This is a genomic window from Burkholderia sp. L-4 (assembly GCF_056856535.1).
This window is the reverse complement of record NZ_JBXEOX010000002.1, coordinates 2463468-2485262: the sequence shown is the minus strand read 5'-3', so window position 1 is coordinate 2485262 and position 21795 is coordinate 2463468. Positions and strand designations below refer to the sequence as shown.

18 protein-coding genes are annotated in these 21795 nt (G+C 69.0%); 12 read left to right on the top strand and 6 right to left on the bottom strand.

The genetic code is table 11. From position 1 onward, the window contains the following. The first annotated feature begins 7 nt into the window (after window positions 1-7). From AC1VVG_RS28090 to AC1VVG_RS28070, 5 genes are all read left to right on the top strand, one after another. Window positions 8-1090 carry a LacI family DNA-binding transcriptional regulator gene (locus AC1VVG_RS28090; protein ID WP_034187876.1) on the top strand — a complete coding sequence of 361 codons (1083 nt, stop codon included), beginning with the start codon at window positions 8-10 and terminating at the stop codon, window positions 1088-1090. Then, window positions 1087-2109 (top strand): NAD(P)-dependent oxidoreductase, encoded by a 1023-nt coding sequence (locus AC1VVG_RS28085; protein WP_482836919.1) that lies wholly within the window; start codon window positions 1087-1089, stop codon window positions 2107-2109. The genes AC1VVG_RS28090 and AC1VVG_RS28085 overlap by 4 nt, the downstream gene beginning before the upstream one ends. Then, window positions 2106-2960 (top strand): amidohydrolase family protein, encoded by an 855-nt coding sequence (locus tag AC1VVG_RS28080; protein ID WP_482836918.1) that lies wholly within the window; start codon window positions 2106-2108, stop codon window positions 2958-2960. Before AC1VVG_RS28085 ends, AC1VVG_RS28080 begins: the two co-directional genes overlap by 4 nt. Before the next feature lie 637 nt (window positions 2961-3597). Next, complete coding sequence (locus AC1VVG_RS28075) at window positions 3598-4368, top strand: hypothetical protein (protein ID WP_034187872.1); 771 nt, start codon at window positions 3598-3600, stop codon at window positions 4366-4368. A 20-nt stretch (window positions 4369-4388) separates the two neighbouring features. Then, on the top strand, window positions 4389-5522 hold the full coding sequence (locus AC1VVG_RS28070) for a transporter substrate-binding and LysM peptidoglycan-binding domain-containing protein (RefSeq protein ID WP_049028263.1): 1134 nt from the start codon (window positions 4389-4391) through the stop codon (window positions 5520-5522). Window positions 5523-5612: 90 nt separating this feature from the next. Here AC1VVG_RS28070 and AC1VVG_RS28065 read toward each other — a convergent pair whose 3' ends face one another. Then, window positions 5613-6701: a calcium:cation antiporter gene (locus AC1VVG_RS28065; RefSeq protein ID WP_034187870.1), complete on the bottom strand. Its 1089-nt coding sequence runs from the start codon at window positions 6699-6701 to the stop codon at window positions 5613-5615. Window positions 6702-7250: 549 nt separating this feature from the next. Here AC1VVG_RS28065 and AC1VVG_RS28060 point away from each other — a divergent pair. From AC1VVG_RS28060 to AC1VVG_RS28040, 5 genes are all read left to right on the top strand, one after another. Next, window positions 7251-8807: a 3-hydroxyacyl-CoA dehydrogenase gene (locus tag AC1VVG_RS28060; RefSeq protein ID WP_482836916.1), complete on the top strand. Its 1557-nt coding sequence runs from the start codon at window positions 7251-7253 to the stop codon at window positions 8805-8807. Window positions 8808-8862: 55 nt separating this feature from the next. Beyond that, window positions 8863-10185 carry a phenylacetate--CoA ligase PaaK gene (gene paaK, locus AC1VVG_RS28055; protein WP_059556627.1) on the top strand — a complete coding sequence of 441 codons (1323 nt, stop codon included), beginning with the start codon at window positions 8863-8865 and terminating at the stop codon, window positions 10183-10185. Window positions 10186-10223: 38 nt separating this feature from the next. Then, window positions 10224-11024: an enoyl-CoA hydratase-related protein gene (locus AC1VVG_RS28050; protein ID WP_049036087.1), complete on the top strand. Its 801-nt coding sequence runs from the start codon at window positions 10224-10226 to the stop codon at window positions 11022-11024. A gap of 127 nt (window positions 11025-11151) precedes the next feature. Beyond that, a complete protein-coding gene (locus AC1VVG_RS28045; RefSeq protein WP_034191227.1) occupies window positions 11152-11832 on the top strand; it encodes a MarC family protein in 681 nt (226 codons plus the stop codon). 145 nt (window positions 11833-11977) lie between these two features. Further along, on the top strand, window positions 11978-12958 hold the full coding sequence (locus tag AC1VVG_RS28040; protein ID WP_482836913.1) for an aldo/keto reductase: 981 nt from the start codon (window positions 11978-11980) through the stop codon (window positions 12956-12958). A 35-nt stretch (window positions 12959-12993) separates the two neighbouring features. Here the strand turns inward: AC1VVG_RS28040 and AC1VVG_RS28035 are convergent, their stop codons facing one another. The 4 genes from AC1VVG_RS28035 to AC1VVG_RS28020 all read right to left on the bottom strand — a co-directional run bounded on the left by AC1VVG_RS28035 (window position 12994) and on the right by AC1VVG_RS28020 (window position 18156). After that, the gene (locus AC1VVG_RS28035; protein WP_069704675.1) at window positions 12994-13860 is read right to left on the bottom strand and encodes a CPBP family intramembrane glutamic endopeptidase; all 867 of its coding nucleotides are present in this window, start codon (window positions 13858-13860) and stop codon (window positions 12994-12996) included. A 104-nt stretch (window positions 13861-13964) separates the two neighbouring features. Next, on the bottom strand, window positions 13965-14621 hold the full coding sequence (locus AC1VVG_RS28030; protein WP_034191647.1) for a VC0807 family protein: 657 nt from the start codon (window positions 14619-14621) through the stop codon (window positions 13965-13967). A gap of 142 nt (window positions 14622-14763) precedes the next feature. Next, on the bottom strand, window positions 14764-16695 hold the full coding sequence (locus AC1VVG_RS28025) for a sensor histidine kinase (RefSeq protein WP_482836912.1): 1932 nt from the start codon (window positions 16693-16695) through the stop codon (window positions 14764-14766). A gap of 396 nt (window positions 16696-17091) precedes the next feature. Then, a complete protein-coding gene (locus tag AC1VVG_RS28020; protein ID WP_069704677.1) occupies window positions 17092-18156 on the bottom strand; it encodes a 2,3-butanediol dehydrogenase in 1065 nt (354 codons plus the stop codon). Window positions 18157-18739: 583 nt separating this feature from the next. Here AC1VVG_RS28020 and AC1VVG_RS28015 point away from each other — a divergent pair. Further along, entirely contained in the window at window positions 18740-19951 is a 1212-nt protein-coding gene (locus AC1VVG_RS28015) for an MFS transporter (RefSeq protein ID WP_069704678.1), read from the top strand. A 41-nt stretch (window positions 19952-19992) separates the two neighbouring features. Next, on the top strand, window positions 19993-20472 hold the full coding sequence (locus AC1VVG_RS28010; protein ID WP_069704679.1) for a DUF3331 domain-containing protein: 480 nt from the start codon (window positions 19993-19995) through the stop codon (window positions 20470-20472). 29 nt (window positions 20473-20501) lie between these two features. Here AC1VVG_RS28010 and AC1VVG_RS28005 read toward each other — a convergent pair whose 3' ends face one another. After that, a complete protein-coding gene (locus tag AC1VVG_RS28005; RefSeq protein WP_482836911.1) occupies window positions 20502-21704 on the bottom strand; it encodes a GNAT family N-acetyltransferase in 1203 nt (400 codons plus the stop codon). Window positions 21705-21795: the final 91 nt, after the last annotated feature.

Genomic DNA, 21795 nt, shown 5'->3' with positions numbered 1-21795 from the left:
CCGTTCCATGCAAGACGACATGAGTACGATTCAGGACGTGGCCCGTCATGCGGCCGTTTCGGTCAGCACGGTTTCGAACGTGCTCAACGGCCGTACCGATCAGATGAAGCCGGAAACGCTCGAACGCGTGAAGGCCGCGATGGACGCGCTGCGGTACCGGCCGAGCACGCTCGCGCGCCAGCTCAAGACGGGGCAGACGCCGCTCGTCGGACTGCTGGTGCCGTCGATGGCGAACCCGATGTACGGCTACATCGCGCGCGAGGTCGAGGCCTGCGCGCAGGAACAGTACGGTCATCGCGTGCTGATCGGCAACACGTATCGCGACGCGCGCAAGGAGGCGTCGTTCTTCGACGATCTCTACGCGCATGGCGTGCGGCGCGTGATCGTGATCTCGTCGCTCGCCGACGAAAGTCACCTCGAGCGCGCGGCCGAACGCGGGATGACGGTCGTCAGCTACGACCGCCGCGCGACGCCCGGCGAGCCATCGAAGGTCGACCATGTGACGGCCGACAACGAGGCGGCCGCGCGGCTCGCGACGCGCCGCCTCGTCGAGGCGGGCCATACGCGGCTCGCGTTCGCGACGGTGGCCGGCATCACCGTGAGCCGCAGCGACAAGATCCGCGGCTTTCTCGCCGTGGCAGGCGAGGCGGGCGGCGCCACCCAGGCGCGCGTGCTCGACGGCGGCCCCGCCAACGAATACGGCGATTCGGTGATCGTCGATGTCGGGCGTGCGCTCGGCGTCGAGCTCGCGGCCGATCCCGCACGGCCGACCGGCATCGTCGCGGTCAACGACCTGTTCGCGCTCGGCCTGATGGCGGGGCTGCGCGACGGCGGGTTGCGGGTGCCGGACGATGTATCCGTCGTCGGGATGGACGGTCATTTCCTGTCGGCGATCTCGTGGCCGGCGCTGACCACGGTGCAATTGCCCGTTACCGAAATGGCCGGCGAGATGGTGCGGCGCGTGATGCGGCAGGAGGGCGACGCGCCGTCGGCCGCCGGGCAATGCGTGTTCGCGGACGTGACGCTCGTCGAGCGCGCGTCGGTGGCGCCGCCGCCGCATGCGGCCGGCACGAGCGGAGGCCGCGCATGACGCGCGTCTACGTCACGCATCCGGTCGGGATGATCGACCACTACTTCGGCGCCAGGGCGCTCGACGCGCTGCGCGCGATCGCGGATGTCGCCTGCAACCCGCACGATCGCGAACTCGACACGGACGAGCTGATTGCCGCCGCGCAGGGATGCGACGCGATCGTCGCGTACCGGCAGACCCCGGCACCGCGCGCGCTGTTCGCGGGGCTGCCGGTACTCGCCGCGTTCCTGCGTTGCGCGGTCGACATCCGCACGGTCGACGTCGCCGCGGCGAGCGCGTTCGGCGTGCTGGTCACGCAGGCGAGCCCCGGCTTCGGGCCGGCCGTTGCCGAATGGGTGGTCGGCGCGATGATCGACCTCGCGCGCGGGATCGGTGGCTACGCGGACGCGTACCATCGTGGCGCGCCGCCCGCGCCCCGGATGGGGCGCGAATTGCGCGGCAGCACGCTCGGTCTGATCGGCTACGGGCAGATCGCGCGCCATCTCGCACCGATCGCGACGGCGCTCGGCATGCGCGTGCTCGTCAGCGATCCGTACGTGCAGGTCGACGCGCGGCCGCTCGAACAGGTCGACTCCGCCACGTTGCTGCGCGACGCGGATTACGTCGTCTGCCTTGCCCCGGCCACGCCGGCCACCGCGAACCTGATCGATGCGGCGGCATTCGCCGCGATGAAGCCGGGCGCGTGCTTCATCAATGCGTCCCGCGGCGAACTCGTCGACGAGCAGGCGCTGGCCGACGCGCTCGACGGCGGCCGGCTGGCAGGCTGCGCGCTCGACGTCGGCCGCGCGGCGGACCAGATGCCGACGCCCGCGCTGGCCGCGCATCCGCGCGTCATCGCGACCCCGCACATCGGCGGGCTGACGCTGCCGGCGATCGAGCATCAGGCGCTGGAGACGGTCGACCAGCTCGCCGCGCTGCTCGACGGGCGCGTGCCGACCGGCGCCGTCAACGCAGCGCAGGCGACGCGGCTGGAGCGCTGGCGTTCGGCCGTCGCGTCTGCCGCACGGGGCATGCGATGACGCACGACACGACGGGCAGTCGGCCGCCGGACCCGTGCGATTGCCATATCCATATCTACGACGATGCGTATCCGCTCGCGCCGACGGCGACCTTCCGTCCTCCGCACGCGCCGGTGGACGCATATCGGCGCATGCAGCAGGCGCTCGGTCTCACGCGTGTGGTCGTCGTGCAGCCGACCGGCTATGGCTTCGACAACCGCTGCACGCTTGACGCATTGGCCGCGTTCGGCCCGCAGGCGCGCGGCGTCGCGACGGTGCCGGTCGACGTGCCGGACGCCGAGCTCGAGCGGCTGCATGCGGCCGGTATCCGCGGCGTGCGCTTCATGACGCTCGCAGGCGGCGTCGCGCGCTGGGACGAACTGGAACGCCTGGCCGCGCGGATCGCGCCGCTCGGCTGGCACGTCGACGTGCAGCTCGACGGCCGGACGCTGCCGGACGTCGGGTCGATGCTGGCGTCGTTGCCGGCGCGTGTCGTGATCGATCACACGGGCAAGTTCCTGACGCCGGTTGAAACGGAGGCGCCGGCGTTCGTCGCGTTGAGGCGCCTGCTCGATCGCGGCCACGTGTGGGTGAAGCTGTCCGCGCCTTACGAAACGTCGCAGTCCGGTGCGCCCGGTTACGGCGACGTCGCGCGCCTCGCCGCGGTGCTCGCGCGCGAGCACGCGGCGCGTTGCGTGTGGGGCAGCAACTGGCCGCACCCGAATGCGTCGCCAGTGCCCGACGATGCAAACCTGCTGGGCTGGCTGTACGCCTGTGCCGCGGACGACGCGGCGGCCCGTACGATTCTCGTCGACAATCCGGCGGCGCTCTACGGGTTCGATGCGCGCACCTCGCCCGACGCCGCGACGTAGCGGCCGGTCGACCGGCCGGCCGCAGGCTGCGGGACGATGCCAAGCAATCCTGACCGGGCACGGGCGCTTGCCGTGCCGGCAACATGCTTACGGTGTTGAAAGTTGACGTGCGGTGCACGCTTTCGAGCGGGAAAGCCACGGGCCATGCCGACCGCTTGACGCTGAATGCCGGTCGGCGCAGGATACGTTCGTGCATTTGGAGCGGGACGCGCCGGCCGCGCGGTTCCTGCACCCGCGACACGCAAAAGAACAACGATGAGCCTTTACGCCCTCGTACCGGAATACCGGCGCCGCATCCGTTCGCGCGCCGCGACGACGCTTCACCCGACGCCCGCCGCGTCACGTATCCGTCATCCCGTTTCGTACCGCACGTCGGTACACTTTCCCGTCCGCGCACGGGCCGCGACGATGAACGGCGCCGGTTCGGCCTGCCGCATCGCTCCGTCGCACGCCGCCCCCGATCACCGCATTCCGAACGGCGCCTACACCGGCGTCTCGTGACGTCCGCACGCGCCCATCCTTGCATTGCGCCGCCGGCTTGCCTGTCTGCCGGGCGGCACCGGAGTCCGAAGCATTTCGATTGAGCTTGAAAAAGCACACGTACGCAGTTCGGTTCGAGGTTCCAGGAGAAAAACTCATGTCGCAGCTTTCGAATGAAGCAAACGGCAGTTCGGGGAGTGGCAAGGTCAAGCTGATCAAGTGGGCGATCATCGTCGCCGGCGTCGCGATCGCGGCACCGGCCGCGCTGTTCATCCTGAAGGGGGTGATCGCGCTGGTCACGGCGGGCGTGATCGGTCTCGGCGCGATTTATCTGGCGCCGGTCGTCGCGATGAAGCTCGCGAACCAGAAGGTGAAGATGATCGTCGAGGAGGCGCAGTCGAATCCGATCGAGACGCTGATCAACCAGCTCGCGGAAAAGCGCCAGGACGCGCAGAAGTTCGCGGACAGCATCACCGCGTTTCGTACCGAGGTGAAGAACTTCGAGGGCAAGACGGAACTGTTCGAGAAGCAGTACCCGGACGACGCGCCACGCTTTCGCGCGCAGCTCGACACGATGAAGCAGCTGCTCGCGTTTCGCGAGGGCCGCTACAAGCAGGTGCAGGTCGAACTGAAGAATTTCGCGGCGGCGATCGACCGAGCGAAGGCGATGTGGGACATGTCGCAGGCGGCGCAGAAGATGAACAAGCTCGCGGGCCGGCAGGCGTCCGATACGTTCGAGCAGATCAAGACCGACGTGGCCGTCGATTCGGTGATGCGCTCGGTCAACAAGGCGTTCTCCGAGATGGAGACGTCGCTGATGGATAACCCCGAGGTCAAGCAGGCGCAGCAGCAGGCGGTGCTGAACGGCGGCCGCGCGCCCGGACTCGATGCGGCGAACCCCGCGCAGTTGCCGTCCAAACAACAATAACTTCCCGCGGGCCCTCAACCATGAAAAAACTTCTTGGCGCAATCGCGTTTCTGGTCGTGCTCGTCGGCGTATGGATCGTGCATCAGGGCGGCCTGTCGACGCTGATTCCCGCGCATGACGCGGCACCGTCCTCGACATCCGCCCAAAATGCCGACACTGGGCAGTCCGCGCAGACACCGCCGTCGGCGAACGTGCTGCCGGCCGGCTTCACGCCGCAGGCCAGCACGCTGAAATCGATTGCCGAGAACGGCATCGTGCGAATCTCGGTGCAGAACCCGAGCGAGCCGTTCTTCGGCGAGGACAAGGGAGCACCGCACGGCTTCAACGTCGAATTCGCGCGGCTGCTGTTCGCGGATCCGTCGTTCTCGCGCGGCGGCAAGCCGGTCGTCGTCGATACGCGCCACGAGGTCGACACGTACCCGGGCGTGCCGAAACAGCTGCTCGATACCGACGCGAAGGGGAACCACGTGGTCGACGTCGCGATGGACGGGCTGACGTTCCCGGACAACTCGCCGGCCGGCGTCGTTTATTCAGTGCCGTACGTCGACGATTTCGGCTATTCGCTGATCGTGCGGCAAGGCTCGGCGATCCGCTCGACCGACGATCTCGTCGGCAAGACGGTCGGCATCCTGAAGGGCGACCCCGACGTGCGCGCGTTCGTCACGCGCCAGTATCCGAACGTGCACTTCGTCGAGGTCGACGATTCCGATCCGGCGTTCATCGCGAAGAGCATCGACGGCCGCACGGTCGACGCGTTCATCTACGACTATCCGTTCGCGGTCAGCTCGATCAGGAATACCGACCTGAAATTCGCGGTGACCAAGCTCGACGGCTCGAGCATCGCGTACAAGATCGGCGTGCGCGCCGACGACCAGGATCTGCTGATCTACCTGAACGCCGCGATCGCGAAGCTCAAGCAGTCGCCGCAGTATCTCGACCTGTTGCGCAAATACTTCGTCAGCGACCAGACGGTGACGACCGCGGCCGCATCGGGCGAACATACGTACGTGGTGAAGGCGGGCGACACGCTGAACATGATCGCGGCGAGCAAGCTCGGCAGCGGCCAGCGCTATCGCGAGATCCAGCGCCGCAACAACCTTGCCAATCCGAACCTGATCCTGGCGGGCCAGCATCTCGTGATTCCGGTCCGGTAACGATGGCGTGACGTGAACGCGGGCGGGTGAAGGGACGTAAACGAGCGCGGCCCGGCGGAGGTGATCCGCCGGGCCGCGCGTTTTCGGGCGTCAGTGAGTGATCGACAGGAACAGGTACGCGGCGAACAGCGCGAGGTGAACGACGCCGTGCAGCACCGTCGTGCGCCCCTGGCTGAGCGTGAGCGTGCTGACCAGCAAGGTGAGCGCGAGCAGCACGGTTTCCATCGGCCCGATGCCGAGCGTGAGCGGCTGGCCGACCCAGATGAACACGGCCGCGACGGTCGGGATCGTGAGCCCGATGCTCGCGAGCGCGGAACCGAGCGCGAGGTTCATGCTGGTCTGCAGGCGGTTCGCGCGCGCGGCGGTGACGGCCGCGAGCCCTTCCGGCAGCAGCACGAGCGCGGCGATCACGATGCCGACCGCGGCCTCGGGCGCACCGAGCTTCATGACCGCATGCTCGACGGCCGGCGACAGCAGCTTCGCGAGCAGCACGACCGCGACGAGGCTCGCGAACAGCAGGATCATGCTGGTCACCGCGGTGCGGTTGCTCGGCGCTGCCGCGTGCACCGCCTCGTTCGCGCTGTCGTGCGCGGCGAGGAAGTAGTCGCGGTGGCGTACGGTCTGCACGAACACGAACGCGCCGTACAGCACGAGCGACGCGACGCCGGCGAACGCGAGCTGCGATTTCGAGAAGAACGGGCCCGGCGCGGCGTTCAGGTAGTTCGGCATCACGAGCGACAGCACCGACAGCGACGCGAGTACCGCGAGCGCCTTGCTCGCGCCGCGCCCCTGGAAGTCCTGCTCGCCGTGCTTCCATGCGCCGACCAGCAGGCAGATGCCGACGATGCCGTTGCAGATGATCATCACGGCGGCGAACACGGTATCGCGTGCGAGGCCCGATTTCTCGGGGCCCGCGCCGAGCATCACCGACACGATCAGCGCGACCTCGATGACGGTCACGGCGACCGCGAGCACGAGCGTGCCGAACGGCTCGCCGACGCGATGCGCGACGACTTCCGCATGATGGACGGCGGCGAACACGGCGCCGGCGAGCGCGGCGGCGAGCACCGCGATGACGAGGCCTTCGGCCGGCACGACGCGCGACAGCGCGAGTACCAGCCAGGCGGCAAGCGGGGCCAAGAGGGTCCAGCGCGGGAGCTGGTTGGACGAGAGCGGCATGGAGGGTTTCCTGGTGCGAGTGGCGGCGCGCGACGCGCCGTCACGGGTTGACGAAGCCCGGCCGTACTATCCGCCGAACGAGGACGATGAAACCGAAGGGGGGCAGTGCGCAATGCGCTGCCCTGGGTTCGCCGCGGTGAGGCGGCGAGGGGCGCGGGCGGGCCGAAGCCCGTCGCTGGATGAAACGGTTCAAGGCGGCCGGCCGCGGACGGCGAGGCGAGTCCACGGGACGACGCGCGGGCCGTAGGCCCGGTTCCGACCCCGCAAGGGTGGCCGGCGATGGACGGCGGTGGCGGCGTGACACGCGGTTTCCCCCTGAAATCCGGCGGTTTGTCGAATTTTATCAGGCGTTCCGGGGTCACTATCTCATATTCGAACCCTTACGTTGACCTTTCGGTTCACAAAAAGTGCCCCGATCTTTCGATTTTTTATCTTTGCAGTCTCCGTAACGGTCTCTTGCACGACATATTCGGGCACGCCCTGACATAAATCTACCGACCGGTCGGTTTATAATCGCTCGCACCTCCACTTCATGACGGATCGCAAGCGATGGCTGTTTCCTCTGCACAATCGGTGAACTCGGGCGCGCTGGCGCCGTCGGCCGTCGTCGGCGTGATCGGCGCCGGCGCGATGGGGGCGGGCATCGCGCAGGTCGCGGCCGCGGCCGGCCACACGGTGCTGCTGTACGACCTGAGCGAAGTGGCCTGCGACAAGGCGCTCGCGGGCATCCGCGCACAGTTCGCGCGACTCGCGGAGAAAGGCCGGCTCGAACCGGCGGACGCCGATGCGGCAGGCAACCGGATCCGTCCGGTGCGCGCGCTGGCCGACTTCGCGGGCGCCGCGCTGGTGGTCGAGGCGGCGGCCGAGCGGCTCGACGTGAAGCGCGAGATCTTCGCGACGCTCGAACGCCATGTCGACGACGCCTGCATGCTGGCGACCAACACGTCGTCCATTTCGATCACGTCGATCGCGGCCGGGCTGCGCGTGCCGCGGCGCGTCGCCGGCCTGCATTTCTTCAATCCGGCGCCGCTGATGGCGCTCGTCGAAGTGGTCAGCGGGCTGGCGACCGCTGCCGATGTGGCGCAAGTGCTCTACGCGACTGCCGCCGCGTGGGGCAAGCGGCCCGTGATGGCGAAATCGACGCCCGGTTTCATCGTGAACCGCGTCGCGCGGCCGTATTACGCGGAGGCGCTGCGCGTGCTGAACGAGCAGGGCGGCGCACCGGCCTCGATCGACGCGGTGATGCGCGAGGCCGGCGGTTTCCGGATGGGGCCGTTCGAGCTGATGGACCTGATCGGCCACGACGTGAACTTCGCGGTCACCGAATCGGTGTTCCGCGCGTACTTCAACGATCCGCGCTACACGCCGTCGCTGATCCAGCAGGAACTCGTGAACGCGGGCTTCCTCGGGCGCAAGTCGGGGCGCGGCTTCTATTCGTATGCGGATGGCGCGACGCCGCCCGCGCCCGATCTCGAACCGCCGCGCGCCGCGCCGGCCGACGTCGTGCTGTTCGCGCAGGACGGCCCGGCCGCCGTGTTGCATGCGCGCTTCGCCGAACGCATCCCGGGTGCCCGGCAGGCGGGCATGCAGCAGGACGACCTGCTCGCGACGGCCGGCCGCGCGTCGATCGCGCTGACCGACGGCCGCACCGCCACCGCGCGCGCCGCACAGACGGGCGTGGCCGATCTCGTGCTCGTCGACCTCGCGCGCGATTACGCGCAGGCCGGGCTCGTCGCGCTGACGCGCGCGCTCCAGTGCGGCGACGCGGCCTATGCGGATGCGGTAGGCCTGTTCCAGCAGGCGGGTTTTCGCGTCGTCGGCGTCGCCGACGTGCCGGGGATGGTCGCGATGCGTACCGTCGCGATGCTCGCGAACGAGGCGGCCGACACGGTGAACCAGGGCGTGTGCTCGCCCGCCGATCTCGATCTCGCGATGGAAAAGGGCGTGAACTACCCGTGCGGCCCGCTCGCGTGGGCCGATGCGATCGGCATCGGCCGCGTGTTTCGCGTGCTGTCGAACCTGGCGGCGAGCTACGGCGAGGACCGTTATCGCGTGTCGCCGCGCATCGCCGCGCTGCACGCGGCCGGCCGGACGTTCCGGTCGTGATCGTCTTGCCATTTCGAACACGATAACGACATCACTCCATTGGAGGAGCACCCCGATGACTCACCCGACGCATCCCGCCGCCGCCCTCGAACCGATCGAGACCGCCAGCCGCGACGAACTGCAGGCGCTGCAGCTCGAGCGCCTCAAGTGGTCGTTGCGCCACGCGTACGACAACGTCCCGCACTACCGCCGCACGTTCGACGCGGCCGGCGTGCATCCGGACGACCTGAAGTCGCTCGCCGATCTCGCGAAATTCCCGTTCTCGACCAAGAACGACCTGCGCGACAACTATCCGTTCGGGCTCTTCGCGGTGCCGCGCGAGCAGGTCGTGCGCGTCCATGCATCGAGCGGCACGACCGGCAAGCCGACGGTGGTCGGCTACACCGCGCGCGACATCGACACCTGGGCGAACGTGACCGCGCGCTCGATCCGCGCGGCCGGCGGCCGCCCGGGCGACACGCTGCACAACGCGTTCGGCTATGGCCTGTTCACGGGCGGTCTCGGGATTCACTACGGTGCCGAGCGGCTCGGCTGCATGGTCGTGCCGATGTCGGGCGGACAGACCGAGAAGCAGGTGCAGCTGATCCGCGATTTCGAGCCGAGGATCATCCTCGTCACGCCGTCGTACATGCTGAACCTGATCGACGAGATGGTGCGGCAGGGGATGGACCCGGCCGAATCGTCGCTGAAGATCGGCATCTTCGGCGCCGAGCCATGGACGCAGGCGCTGCGCGAGGAGGTCGAAACGCGCGTGGGCATCGACGCGCTCGATATCTACGGGCTGTCGGAAGTGATGGGCCCGGGTGTCGCGTGCGAATGCGTCGAGACGAAGGACGGCCCGGTGATCTGGGAAGACCATTTCTATCCGGAGATCATCGATCCCGTCACGGGCGAAGTGCTGCCCGACGGCAGCCAGGGCGAGCTCGTCTTCACGTCGCTGACGAAGGAGGCGATGCCGGTGATCCGCTACCGCACGCGCGACCTCACCGCGCTGCTGCCGCCGACCGCGCGCGCGATGCGCCGTCTCGCGAAGATCACGGGCCGCTCCGACGACATGCTGATCGTGCGCGGCGTGAACGTGTTCCCGAGCCAGATCGAGGAGATCGTCGTCGCGCTGCCGCAGCTGTCGGGCCAGTTCCAGATCACGCTGTCGCGCGACGGTCACATGGACCGGCTCGACCTCGCGGTCGAGCTGCGCTCCGAGGTGGCGGCGTCCGTCACCGACGGCGATCGCGCGGCGCTTGCGCGCGAGCTGCAGCACCGGATCAAGACGATGGTCGGCGTGTCGTCCGGCGTGACGGTGCTGGCGGCCGGCGGCATTCCCGCCACCGCGACCGGCAAGGCGCGTCGCGTGATCGATCGTCGCCAGGCCGCCTGATGCCGATATTTGCCGTTCACCCCGAGGAAACCTGTTCGATGGATGGATTGAAGACCCTGGCCGTCACGGTCGATGCGCGCGGCATCGCGACCGTCGCGCTGCAGCGCGGCGACGTGCTCAACGCGTTCGACGAGACGATGATCGCCGAGCTGACCGATGCGTTCACGGCGCTCGGCCGGCGCGACGACGTACGCGCGATCGTGCTGCGTTCGGACGGCCGCGCATTTTGCGCGGGCGCCGACCTGCAGTGGATGCAGCGGGCGAGCGCGAACGACGCGGCCGCGAACCTGCGCGATGCCGAGCGTTTCGCCGCGATGATGCGCGCGATCCGGCAGTGCCCGAAACCGACGCTCGCACGCGTGCAGGGCCACGCGTTCGGCGGCGGCGTCGGCCTGTGCGCGGCCTGCGATATCGTGATTGCGAGCGACCACGCGCGCTTTTCGGTCAGCGAGGCGCGCTTCGGGATCCTGCCGGCCGTGATCGGCCCGTATCTGGTCGAGGCGGTCGGCCAGCGCCAGGCGCGCCGGCTCGCGTTGACCGCGACGCAGCTCGCCGCCGCCGAAGCCGTCGCGATCGGCCTGATCCACCAGGCCGTGCCGCTCGATGCGCTCGACGAAACGCTCGACCGCACGCTCGCCGAACTGGGCCGCAACGGCCCGCACGCGCTGATGGAGATCAAGCGCTTCTTCGACGCGATCGGCGAGTATCCGCCGTCGGACGAGCGTGCGGCATTCACCGCGCAGACGATTTCCCGCGTGCGGGCGACGCCGGAAGCGAAGGAGGGCTTCGCCGCGTTCTTCGCGAAGCGGCCGCCGGCCTGGGAGGCGGGCGCCGAGTAAGGCGGCGCGCCCCCGATCGGCGGCGAAACGGGCCGGTCCGCGAATTGCGTCTCGGGCGCGGGCGCTTGCTCTACAATGCGTGACCCCCGGCGCGCTGCCGGCCCAGCCCCGACCGATGCTTCGCACGATGATCGTCAACCGCCTTATCTCCGAGATCCTGTTCGGCTTCACCGGCCTGATCGGCATCATCAATCCGATCGGCATCGCGTTCCTGTTTCTCGAACGGACCGAGGCGCTCACCGAGCACGAGCGCGACCTGCTCGCGAGAAAGGTCGCGTTCAACTCGTTCGTCGTGCTGCTGGTCGCGTTCTTCGCCGGCACGCCGGTGCTGCATTTCTTCGGCATCTCGATGGAAGCGCTGCGGATCGGCGGCGGCTTCGCGGTTGCGGTGGCCGGCTGGCAGATGCTGAACGAGCCCGACGGGCCTGGCGGCCCGGGCGGCGGCGACACGCCGGTCAAGCCGATCGACGCGAACGCGATCATGACGCGCGCGTTCTTCCCGCTGACCGTGCCGCTGACGGTCGGCCCCGGCTCGATCGCCACCGCGATCGCGCTGAACGCGAACCGCACGCACAAGCTGTCGGAGTTCATGCTGTCGAGCATCGTGTCGATCGCCGTCTCCGTGCTCGTCGCGGTCGTGATCTGGCAGGTCTATAGCCGCTCCGCGCTGCTCGCGCGCTACCTCGGCAGCGAAGGGACCAAGGTCGCGAAGCGCGTGTCGGCGTTCCTGCTGCTGTGCATCGGCGTACAGATCATGCTGACCGGCTTCTCCGCGTTCCTGCAGCCGATCGCCGACCAGGCCAAGTAACCGGATCGTCCCGGTTCATCCTTTCACGCAGCCTGCACGCGTGCGCGTGCCGTACGCGTTCGCGCGGTGCGGGATACCATGCGACGTCCGGCGGATGCGCGACGCGCATGTCGCCGCAATCCCAACTTGAGTGGCGAGGCGTGCAATGGAATACGTGAAATTCGGGTCGACCGGGCTGGACGTGTCGAAGCTGGTGCTGGGTTGCATGACGTTCGGCGAGCCGCTGCGCGGCACGCACCCATGGACGCTGCCGGAAGCGGAAAGCCGGCCGATCATCCAGCGGGCGGTCGAAGCCGGCATCAACTTCTTCGACACCGCGAACATGTACTCGGACGGCACGTCGGAGGAGATCGTCGGCCGTGCGCTGCGCGATTTCACGAAGCGCGACGACGTCGTGATCGCGACCAAGGTGTTCTACCGGATGCGCCCGGGGCCGAACGGCGCCGGCCTGTCGCGCAAGGCGATCATGACGGACATCGACCAGAGCCTGAAGCGGCTCGGCACCGACTACGTCGATCTTTACCAGATCCACCGCTGGGACTACGGCACGCCGATCGAGGAGACGCTCGAGGCGCTGCACGACGTCGTGAAGGCCGGCAAGGCACGCTATATCGGCGCATCGTCGATGTTCGCGTGGCAGTTCGCGAAGGCGCTGCACATGTCGAAACAGAACGGCTGGGCCCGCTTCGTCAGCATGCAGAACCACCTGAACCTGCTGTATCGGGAAGAGGAGCGCGAAATGCTGCCGCTGTGCGAGGACGAAGGCATCGCGGTGATTCCGTGGAGCCCGCTCGCACGCGGCCGGCTGACGCGCAGCTGGGACGAATCGTCGGAACGGCAGCGGAAGGACGACGTCGGCCAGCGGCTGTACGACGCGACGATCGAGGCGGACAAGGCGATCGTCGACGCCGTTGCGGCGATCGCCGCCGCGCGCAACGTGCCGCGGGCGCAGGTCGCGCTGGCGTGGGTGGCCCAGAAGCGCGGCGTGACCGCGCCGATCGTCGGCATCTCGAAGCCGCAGCAACTGGACGACGCACTCGGCGCGCTCGAGTTGAAGCTGACCGACGACGAAATCGCCACGCTCGAGCGCCCGTACGTGCCGCACGCGGTCGCCGGGTTCAACTGACCGAGCGGCCCCGCTGGCGCCGCCGCGCACCGCGTTCAGCGCGCGGCGGCGAGCATCGGGTAGGTGAACAGGCCGAAGTGGACGACGTTCAGCCCCGCATGCGCGATGGCGGCTGCGAGCAGGCCGCCGCGCCGCCACGCGAGGCCGTAGCCGGCGCCGGCCAGCGTGCCGAGCACGATCCATTGCCAGCCGCCGGCCGCGTGCGCGGCGCCGAACAGCACGGCGCCGGTCGCGAGCGCGGCCCACGGGCCCCACGAGAACGCGCGGAGCGCGCGCGTCAGCCCGCCTTGCACGTAGCCGCGGAACAGCGCTTCCTCGGCCAGCGTCACGAGCAACAGGTTGTTCACGAGCCACAGCCAGCCCGACGCCGGCCACTTGGGCGCCCAGCCGACCATGCCGAACGCGAGCGCGCCGGCCAGGCACGCGACGGCCGTCGCGACGGCCGCCATCGCGCCGGTGCGCAGCGCGCGCGGCAGGGCGACGTCGGGCGCGACCCACGGCAGTGCCCACAGCAGCCACAGGCCGACCAGCGGCTTGTCGAGATTCAGGTACATCGTGAACGGCACGGCGTCCGGCGTGAAGCGCGTCGGGCCGATCACGAGCGGATTGTGGAACCCGGGGATCAGGTGCAGGCTCAGCGCGATCGCCAGCGCGGCAAACACGGCGTGCGCGGCGATCCGCACCGCGCGCGGGCGTGCGGGCAGCACGCCCCACGCGGCCGCGGCCAGCAGCGCGAGCGGCGCCAGCGCGAGCGCCCCGAGCTTGCCGAACGCCAGCGCGACGGCATAGCCGAACGTCGCCAGGATGATGCTCAGGCCGTGCAGCGGACGATGCCAGGCGAATGCGGCGGCCGCGAACAGGGCGAGCCAGATCGTGGCACACGGAAGGAGCGAAAGGGACATGACGGGACAGGCTTGGGTCGGACGAGACGCCGCGCATCATACAGCAGCCGTCGCGACTGCCGCCGGCGCGCGACGAACGGGTGGAGCCGGCAGCGGGCCGGGCGTCAGCGGCCGGCGGTCTCGGTGACGCCGTTGCGGCCCGGGATGTCGACGCTGTTGCGCACGCGCATTCGCCGCCGGTACCAGAACGTCCACGCCAGCAGACAGCCGAACACGGTGTAGCCGACGATCGGCGACACGACGAGCACGCGCTCGACCGGCCAGGTCATCACCATCCAGCAGCGCAGCAGCATTTCCAGCGTCATGACGCCGCCCCACACGAACGTCATCCGCCGCAGCATCTGCCGCAGCCCCGGCTGCGCGGCCCAGACCGCTTCGAAATGTGCGGCGCCGCCGTCCATCTCGCGGGCCACGGTCGCGCGGGCGAGATAGAAGATCAACGGGCGTGTGCGGAACAGCGACAGCAGGAACACGACGCCGATCGTGCCCGACGCGAGCGATTCGCGCATCAGCAGCGTGCGCGGGCTGCCGCCGAGCGCCATCCCGATGATCGACAGCGCGATGCCGAGCAGCACGATGGCCGCCACCGCGTCGACGCGGCGCGAGCGGACGAATTCGACGATCGACCAGACGATCGGCGGGACTGCCGACGCGTACAGCGCGCCGGTTTCGCCGAAATGCGGTTGCGCGACCCGGTAGGCCACCCACGGCAGCACGAGGTTGACGAAGAGTTCGAGTATCAGTCCGGCTCGCGGTTTCACGGTGCGCCATTCCACGCAGGTTGGGGCGAACGCGCGACGGACGGGGTGGCCCGCGGTTGCCCCGAAAAGGGTTCGGTCCAGTATATCGAAGAATCGTGCGCGGCTGCGGCGCCGCAATCGCCGTCTGCCGCGTCCGGTTGCGTCACGCGTTGGCGACCGACGGCAGCGTGATCGTGACCGCGGTGCCTTGCAACACGGCGCTTTCCACCTGGATCGTGCCGCCATGCCGCTCGACGACGGCCTTGACGAACGCCATGCCGAGCCCGACGCCGCTGGTTTCCGGTTGTCCGGCGGTGCGAAAGCGCCGGTAACGCTCGAACAGCCGCGTCTGGTCCGCGCTGCTGATTCCGCATCCGCTGTCGCGGATCGTGCAGCGTACCGTCTTGCCGTCGGCGCCCGGCTCGACCCGGCATTCGACGCTCGTCAGCGACGCGCTGTACTTGATCGCGTTGTCCAGCAGGTTGATCAGCGCGCGCGACAGCAGGGCCGGGTCGCCCGGCACGACCGTATCGTCGCGTCGGGGCACGTCGTCGATCGACATGTGCTTGCGGTGCGCGAGCGGCCACACCGCGTCGCGGGCCTCGTTCATCAGGTCGGCGAGATTGACCGGCACGTGTTCGTATTCGCCGGCCTCGGCACGCGACAGCTGCGCGAAACCGTCGGCCATCGCCAGCGTGTGCCGCGCGATCCTGGCGATCCTCGCGAACTGCTGCTTCGTCCGTGCATCGCGCGCGTGGTCTTCCTGCGCGTCGATCAGGATGATCAGCGACGTCAGCGGCGCGCGCATGTCGTGCGAGAACAGCGTCAGCATGTCGTTGCGCTGGCGCTCGAGCATGTCGCGGCGGACATACGCGTGGCGCAACGTCTCCAGCGCATCGTGGATGCGGGCGATCTCGGGCCCGATGCCGCGCGGCATCGCGACGTGCGCCGTATCGCCGTCGCTGAGCGCGACGATCCGGCGGCCGAGCGCATCGAGCGGTTTCGACAGCAGCCGCTGCGTGCCGCGCGCGAGCGAGATCAGGATCGCGACGCTGAGCGCGGTCGCGAGCGCCGATATCGCGACCTTGATCCGGGCCGTGTCGCGGTCCGAAACGGCCTGACGCCGGGCGACGTCGATGACGCGGTCGCGCAGCAGTTCGCATGGCCGGAAATACGGGACGATCGTCCTCGAGAAGTCGGCGGCGCTCATCGCATAAGTGCCGGTCCGGCCGCTCGCGACGATCGTGTCGACGAGCGGGAGCAGGTGAGTGTCGAACGCCGCGTCGAGCTGCGCGTACTCGCGCGCGACGTCGGCATCGTCGAGCTGTGCGCCGATCGCGCCGTCGATCAGGGCGCGCAATTGCTCGATGCGCCCGCGCATCAGCATGATGTCCGCGAACTGCGCGCGATCGAGTGCCTGCCGTTTGAACATCGGCGCGATGAGCACGGAGCCCGTGCGGCCCGCGTATTCCCGGAGATCGCTCAGGAGCCGCGCCAGCAGGATCGCGCCAGACGTGCGCGGATCGCGCATCGCCGTGTCGGCCATCGCGCCGTCGATCAGCCGCGACACGGTGTCGACGACACGGAACAGGCGCGCCTGCGCGTGCTGGATATCGCGAACGGTGCGTGACGCGAGCGGTCGGGCGGCGAGCGCGTCGACTTCCGCGCGCGCATCGGCGAGCGTGATCCGGATGGCGTCGAGTGCGTGCAGCAGGTTGCCGCGCTCGCGGTCGTCGAGCGCGGCCGCCTGCCCGATGGCGGTGCGTAAGCGCGCGAGCGCCTGGTTGGAACGGTCGCGGGCGGCGAGCAGGTTGCGCAGTTTCGTCGTCTCGTCGTTCTGCGGGCGCACCAGCAGGTCGTTCGTCGGGCCGCGCTCGGCCGAGAGCAGGTTGGCGGCGACCATCGTGCCGTGGATGAATTCGAAGCTTTGCAGGTCGGCGTTTTCCTGCCGGTATTGCCGGAAACTTCCCCAGATGATCGTGCCGCACAGCACGGCCAGCAGCGTGGTGACGAGCGCGAAGCCGATATGGGTCTTCTGCTGGATCGTCAGCGTTCGAACGTTGTTTGCGTGATCCCGATGGAACGAGAGGGTCATGACACACCATGTTTGCAAGCTATCCCGGGTAGGCCGTATTGTCGGCCTGTCGGCGCCGTTGCACCGTGAGGTTCAACAGGGGCGCCGCCGTTTCGCGGCGGCACCGATCGCGGCCGGGAAGCCGCATCGCGCGTTGCACAGGATCGCCTTGCGCCACGGTCCTGTCGATACCGGGTGAAACATGGTTGATCGGGAGAAACCCTGATCGCATGTCAGGCAGGTGGCGCGTCGTGGTTGATTGTATGGATAACGAAGTTTATTCGAAACCGTGTCCGCGTCGGAAAACGAGATGCGGTTCGTTTCGGATGGTGGCAGCGGGAAATCGGGAGAGGGCGGTCGGATGCGTCGCCCGGGAATCGGGCGACGGTCGGCCATGAAGCGGTGAGGCGCGTGCTATCAGGAAACGGCGGGCTGCACGATGATCTTCACGTTCCGGTCCTTGTGGTTGACCAGTTCCTCGAACCCGCGCGCGACGATGTCGCCGAGCGCGATGCGCCCGGTGATGAGCGGCTGCACGTCGATGCGGCCGTCCGCGATGAAACGGATCACGTCCGCGAACTCGCCGTTGTAGGCGAGCGAGCCGATCACTTCCTTCTCGGTCGACACGATGTCGAAGAAGTTGAAAGGCGTCGGCTCCTCGAAGATGCCGACCATCACCGACTTGCCGGCCTTGCGGATCACGTCGATCGCGAGCTTCGCGGTGGCCGTGTGCCCGATGCACTCGAACGACACGTCGGCGCCGTAACCGCCCGTCAGCGCCTTGACTTCCGCGACCGCGTCCGACGTCTTCGGATCGATGACGACGCTCGCGCCGACTTCCAGCGCCTTCTGCTTGCGCGCGGCCGACATCTCCAGCGCGATCACGCGCCCGGCGCCCGCGGCCTTCGCGCACATGATCGTGCACAGGCCGATCGTGCCCGCGCCGACCACGACGACGGTCTGCCCGACGATGTTGCCGGCCTTCTTCACCGCATGCAGCCCGACCGCGAGCGGCTCGATCAGCGCGCCGGCCTCGGTCGGGAAGTTGTCGGGCAGCTTGTACAGCAGTTCGGCCGGCACGTTGACGAATTCGGCGAACGCGCCGTTGTTCATCAGCCCGGTGAACGCGAGGTTCTCGCAGATGTTGTACAGCCCGTGCCGGCAATACCAGCAGGTGCCGCAATGCTGGCACGCATCGGCCGTCACGCGGTCGCCGACCGCGAAGCCGGAGACGCCTTCGCCGAGTTCGGCGATCTCGCCGCTGAACTCGTGGCCGAGGATGCACTGGCCTTTCAGTCCCGTCAGCGGATGCGGCGCGTCGACCGGGATGAACACGGGGCCCGCGACGTATTCGTGCAGGTCGGAGCCGCAGATGCCGCACCAGTGCACGCGAATCGTGACCCAGCCGGCCGGCGGGCGCTGCGGAACGGGAACCTCTTCGACGCGGATGTCGTGGCGGCCGCGCCAGACGGCGGCTTTCATGCTGCGGGCGGTGATCGGTGCCGGTGTACTCACGTTGTTGTCTCCGTCAGGTTGTCGTCGGGCGCGTGGCATGGCTGCCGCGGCGCCCGTCGTGCGAATGCGCGCTCGACCGATATGCAGGAACGGGGCCAGCGTGGATCGGTGTCCGTTACGGTGTGCCGACAAGTGGGAAGGTGTGCGGTGCGGTATGTTTCCGTGCATTGACCGTGGATGATCCGACCGGAAGCGTGCGCGGAATTTGCTGCACCCGCGAAACGGAGGATTGCGTGAGACGCCGGGACATTCGTCTCAATGCAATGAGACGAATGGCGAGACGAACGGCGGCGCGTGGCGGGCGTCGATACGCGCTCAGGCGACGATTTCGTCCGCCGCGACCGACGCGAGCGGCGTGACGCCGGCGGCACGATGCCGCGGCTGACCGGTCGCGGCCGGTGTGCCGACCGATTGCCACGGTCGCCGAAACGCATCGTTGCGCAAGTTACCTCTTTACTTGAAGTTAACTTCAATTTGTATCATGTGCGCCAGTCCGACTGCGGGCGCGTGAGACATCCCGTTGCGCGCGCCCGCTTCAACGGAGGTGGAGATGACCGAATCGCCTGTCGCGGCCGATGCCGCCGCGCTGCCGTCGCGCGGTTACCGGGCCGCCGTCGCGAACGTCGTGCTGGCGAGCATCGTAGCGGCGCTGCACGTCGGCAAGGCGACGATCGCGTTACCGTCGTTGCAACACGAGTTCGGTGGCTCGCTTGCATCGCTGAGCGGGATCATGTCGGTGTTTCCGTTCGTCGGCGTGTTCGGCGGGATCGCGGCCGGGTTGCTGGTGCGGCGCTGGGGCGACCGGCGGTTGCTGACGACGGGCCTCGTTTTCCTCGGGGCGTCGAGCGTCGCAGGCGCGTGGGCGGGCAGCTTCGCGCTGCTGCTGGCCACGCGCTTCGCCGAAGGGCTCGGTTTCGTGATCGTGGTTGTTGCCGCGCCGGCCGTGCTGAATCGCGTGACGCCGCCCGAGCGGCGCAATCTCGCGTTCGGCCTGTGGAGCACGTTCATGCCGGCCGGCATGGCGCTGTCGATGCTCGTCGGGCCGCTGCTCGGCGGCTGGCGCAACGGCTGGCTCGCGGCCGCGGTCCTGACGTTCGTCGCGGCGGCCGCGGTACCCGTGACGACATCGGCCGGCACGCCGTCGCGTCAGGCGGCTGCGACACGCATCGGGCCCGCGCTGCGCGACGTGCTCGGGTCGCGCTCGACCACGCTCCTGGCGCTGGGCTTCGCGACCTACAACGTGCAGTTCTTCGCGGTGATGACGTTCCTGCCGGTGTTCCTGATGCAGCGCCTCGGCGTCACGGTCGGCGCGGCGGGGCTGATCAGTGCGGCGATCGTCGCCGCGTGCGTGATCGGCAACCTGACGGCCGGCTGGTTGCTGTCACGCGGTGCGCGGCCGGGAATCGTGATGGCCGCGACGTCGGTTGCGATCGGTGCGGCCGGCGCGGGGCTCTTCGGCGCGGCGACGCCCGCGCCGCTCGCGGTCGCGCTGGGCTTCGCGTTCTCGGCCCTGGCCGGGATGCTGCCCGCGACGATTCTCGCCTGTGCGCCGGGTTCCGCGCCTTCGCCGTCGCTGGCGCCGCTCAGTATCGGCTGGGTCGTGCAGGGCAACTATCTTGGCCAGGTGATCGGGCCGCTGGCGATCGGCGCGATCGTCGGTGCGTTCGGCTGGCCTGGCGGCATCGGGCTGATGCTCGCGGCCGCCGCGGCCGGTGCGGCGATCGGCGTGGCGTTGCTGCGCGAACCGCTGGGCCGGCGCTGAGTGCGCCGGTGCCGTTCAACCTGCACGGAAATTCGTCAAGCATGCTCAACACCCTGGAAAGCCCGACCTGCGAAGAAGACGTGTCGTGCGACGCGTCTGCATATGGCGAGCACGAAGCGAGGCCGCCGCGCGATGGCGTCGTCGCCCAACCGTTCGTGACGATCGGCCGTGCGTCGGGGCCGGAGCACGCGGCGGCGGTTTCGCCGTTGCGTCCGCAACTGTTCGTCACGGTGCTGGAGGCCGGTGACGACGGCCTGCTGATTCGATGGGTCGAGAGCGGCCGTTGCCATTACGGCGAACAACGCTGGCGTTTGCGCGTCGCGCTGCAGCCGGGCCGCTGCGCGATCTCGGGGCAGCCGATCGCGCCGGGCGAGCCCGTGTTCCGGCCGGTGCGGCGGCCCGTGCCGGCCAATGGCGACGAGATGATCTGCCCGGCGTCGGTGCCGGGCACGGCCGCCGCGACGCGCGACGTGGCCGCGGGGCACGACGACGCGCACGACTCGGCCGACGTGCTCGACTGAGCGGAACGCCGGCCGGCCGCGAATCCGCGTTACTTCTTCAGATCGTGCCGGTACTGGATGAACCCCGCATTGTTCGCGAGCTTGTCGTACAGTGCGCGCGCGGTCGTGTTGGTTTCGTGCGTGAGCCAGTACACGCGGCTCGCGCCGGCTTCGCGGGCGCGTGCGTAGACGGCCTCGATCAGCGCGCCGCCCGCGCCTTGCCCGCGCGCGTCGGGGGCCGTGTACAGGTCCTGCAGATAGCAGTATGGCCCTTCGGTCCAGCACGAACGGTGGTAGATCGAATGCACGATCCCGACCAGCTTGCCCGACGCGTCGAAGGCGCCCAGCACGAACATCGGTTCGGCGGGATCCATCAGGCGTGCCCACGTCGTGGCGAATACCGCATCGCTCAGCGCGGTGTCGTAGAACTTCTGATAGCCCTGCCACAGCGGGCGCCACGCGGCTTCGTCGGCGGCGACGAGCGGGCGTACCGTGACGTGCGTGGCGTCGTTCGCACGGCTGGCCGCGTCGCGCGCGTCGGCCTGCGCGTGGCGGATCGCGGTGAGCGAGCGGCGCTGGTTGCCCTGCGCGTCGAAGTTGTCCGGCGCGAGCCACGCTTCGAACGCGGCGCGCACGTCCGGCCATTCGCCGTCGACGATCGAGAACCAGGCGGTGTCGCGATTGCGGCCCTTGTAGACGATCGCCTGCCGGAACGTGCCTTCGTAACGGAAGCCGAGCCGCGCGGCCGCCTTGCGCGACGGTTCGTTGAGGTCGTCGCACTTCCATTCGTAGCGCCGGTAGCCGAGCGTGTCGAACGCGTACTTCATCAGCAGGAACTGCGCTTCGGTCGAGACCGGCGTGCGCTTGAGCAGCGGCGAGAACGTGACGGAGCCGACTTCGATCACGCCGTTGGCCGGATCGATGCGCATCAGCGCGAGCGTGCCGACCGCGCGGCCCGTGGCGCGATCGATCACCGTGTAGTGCAGCGGATCGGCGCTCGCCTGCGCGCCGCGTGCGTAGTCGCGGTAGCTTGCCTCGTCGGTGTACGGGCCGTGCGCGAGATAGGTCCAGTCGCTGCCGTCGGGCGCTTGTGCGTAGGCGGCGTACAGGTCGGCCGCATGGCGCTCGGCGTCGAGCGGTTCGAGCCGGCAGTAGCGGCCTTCGAGCGCGATGCGCTCCGGGTGCGGGCGCGCGGACCAGTCGGGGACGGGGTGGCCGATGGATTGCTGGAAGGCGTTGGTGAGCGTGGACAAGGTCGATCTCGCTTCGGTTGGCGGCCGGCGACATGCCGGCATGCAGACGATCGTAGTCCCGGCGAGGTACCATGAGAAGCGCCAGGGATCG

Bases quoted from the DNA above. Each gene is read 5' to 3' on its own strand.
- AC1VVG_RS28090 (WP_034187876.1), top strand. From the start codon at position 8: ATGCAAGACGACATGAGTACGATTCAGGACGTGGCCCGTCATGCGGCC.
- AC1VVG_RS28085 (WP_482836919.1), top strand. From the start codon at position 1,087: ATGACGCGCGTCTACGTCACGCATCCGGTCGGGATGATCGACCACTAC.
- AC1VVG_RS28080 (WP_482836918.1), top strand. From the start codon at position 2,106: ATGACGCACGACACGACGGGCAGTCGGCCGCCGGACCCGTGCGATTGC.
- AC1VVG_RS28075 (WP_034187872.1), top strand. From the start codon at position 3,598: ATGTCGCAGCTTTCGAATGAAGCAAACGGCAGTTCGGGGAGTGGCAAG.
- AC1VVG_RS28070 (WP_049028263.1), top strand. From the start codon at position 4,389: ATGAAAAAACTTCTTGGCGCAATCGCGTTTCTGGTCGTGCTCGTCGGC.
- AC1VVG_RS28065 (WP_034187870.1), bottom strand. From the start codon at position 6,701: ATGCCGCTCTCGTCCAACCAGCTCCCGCGCTGGACCCTCTTGGCCCCG.
- AC1VVG_RS28060 (WP_482836916.1), top strand. From the start codon at position 7,251: ATGGCTGTTTCCTCTGCACAATCGGTGAACTCGGGCGCGCTGGCGCCG.
- paaK (WP_059556627.1), top strand. From the start codon at position 8,863: ATGACTCACCCGACGCATCCCGCCGCCGCCCTCGAACCGATCGAGACC.
- AC1VVG_RS28050 (WP_049036087.1), top strand. From the start codon at position 10,224: ATGGATGGATTGAAGACCCTGGCCGTCACGGTCGATGCGCGCGGCATC.
- AC1VVG_RS28045 (WP_034191227.1), top strand. From the start codon at position 11,152: ATGATCGTCAACCGCCTTATCTCCGAGATCCTGTTCGGCTTCACCGGC.
- AC1VVG_RS28040 (WP_482836913.1), top strand. From the start codon at position 11,978: ATGGAATACGTGAAATTCGGGTCGACCGGGCTGGACGTGTCGAAGCTG.
- AC1VVG_RS28035 (WP_069704675.1), bottom strand. From the start codon at position 13,860: ATGTCCCTTTCGCTCCTTCCGTGTGCCACGATCTGGCTCGCCCTGTTC.
- AC1VVG_RS28025 (WP_482836912.1), bottom strand. From the start codon at position 16,695: ATGACCCTCTCGTTCCATCGGGATCACGCAAACAACGTTCGAACGCTG.
- AC1VVG_RS28020 (WP_069704677.1), bottom strand. From the start codon at position 18,156: ATGAAAGCCGCCGTCTGGCGCGGCCGCCACGACATCCGCGTCGAAGAG.
- AC1VVG_RS28015 (WP_069704678.1), top strand. From the start codon at position 18,740: ATGACCGAATCGCCTGTCGCGGCCGATGCCGCCGCGCTGCCGTCGCGC.
- AC1VVG_RS28010 (WP_069704679.1), top strand. From the start codon at position 19,993: ATGCTCAACACCCTGGAAAGCCCGACCTGCGAAGAAGACGTGTCGTGC.